Annotated in this window: 2 protein-coding genes; one reads left to right on the forward strand and one right to left on the reverse strand. The window is 35.7% G+C overall.

What is annotated here, in order from left to right:
* Nucleotides 1-153: 153 nt before the first annotated feature.
* Nucleotides 154-417: a Cro/CI family transcriptional regulator gene (locus G468_RS21960; RefSeq protein WP_081700730.1), complete on the reverse strand. Its 264-nt coding sequence runs from the start codon at nucleotides 415-417 to the stop codon at nucleotides 154-156.
* A 136-nt stretch (nucleotides 418-553) separates the two neighbouring features.
* Between G468_RS21960 and G468_RS0117970 the strand changes: the two genes are divergently transcribed.
* Nucleotides 554-961: a helix-turn-helix domain-containing protein gene (locus G468_RS0117970; RefSeq protein ID WP_034250518.1), complete on the forward strand. Its 408-nt coding sequence runs from the start codon at nucleotides 554-556 to the stop codon at nucleotides 959-961.
* Nucleotides 962-1,378 lie beyond the last annotated feature (417 nt).

Raw genomic sequence — 1,378 nt, forward strand, 5'->3', positions numbered from 1 at the left:
ACTCGGCAAAAGAGCCCGCAACAGCAGGACTCGGGCGCTGATCACTCACACTACGCCCGACAGAATAATTGATTTGCATGGGTTATTTGGCCTTTAAGGTTTTATGAATTAGTTTTTGGCGGATAGCCAAGATTGTTGCACATCCAAGATCCCTTAAAAATTTTCACATTTCGCCAGACCAATATTAGTTTCTTTATTGCAGTATTCAGTTTTACTAGATTTATTTTGGGTAAATGGAGATTTTATATATAGGGCTGGATCATAAGTTAGAGCTCCAGCGGTAATACGTTCTATTTGAAGCGCCCTTTTTTCAGGAATAATTTCATTCCAAGTACTGATAGATGCTCGGTTAATGTTTAATGTCCTTGCTAAAGCGGCCGCGCTATTAAAGTATTTAATCACATAACTTTTATACATAATCACCTCTAAATTGATGTTTAGCTGACTTAATGGCATATGTTAGGTTAAACTAACTTTTGTTAGCTTATCCTTACTATATAAGTTAACAAAAACGAAATCAACATTTGTTCATTTAATTTAACAAGAGGTGAATATGAAAACATTAGGAGAACGCATAAAAGCACGTCGTCAAGAATTGAAATTATCTCAGCGTGCTTTAGCGTCTATATTAGGTATAGCTCACGTTTCAATATCTCAATGGGAAAGAAATGAGTCTACACCGAAAGGAGAAAATCTGATGGCTCTTGCTAAAACATTACATTGCGAACCATCATGGCTCTTTGAAGAACAGGGAAATTTACCTATATCAGCGAGTGAACTACCGGAAGCACCAATAAAACTCTCCGATCTCCAAAAAACGTTATTAGATTTATTCGACGAATTACCCGATAGTGAACAAGAAGAATTAGTTGAATCGCTGAGAGAAAAAAAACAATATTACGACCAACTATTTGAACAGCTTGCTAAAAAGAGAATTCGAATCAATAGACAATCAAGATAAATATCATATCAAATTTACCCACCTAAAAAGCTGATATATCTTCTTCAGAGTTTTCGTTTTACATTTAATGGTAACTAATATTAACAAAAATAGTTGACAGCTATGTTATATAAAACTAACATTGAGTTATGTAAGAAATATGAACATCCGCTCCTTAACAATTTAGAAAGTCGGAACAGCACAGATTTTTCTGTATAGACCCCTGCGCATTAAATGCGATGTACCGCTAAACGCGATCCGATTGGCGAGAAGATTAGCACTGTTTCGTAAAGAATAACGGTCGTGAAAGGGCAACACTGACAGAGAAAGAAATGTAAACGCAAAAAACACTAATTATAGGTCATTTTGCGAAGTGGCCTATGGTGAGTGACGACAGTAATCTATCTCTACCATCTGAGGTTAAGAAAATGCAATCAA

The sequence above is a fragment of the Arsenophonus nasoniae DSM 15247 genome (assembly GCF_000429565.1).
In the GTDB taxonomy this organism is placed as follows: Bacteria; Pseudomonadota; Gammaproteobacteria; order Enterobacterales; family Enterobacteriaceae; genus Arsenophonus; species Arsenophonus nasoniae.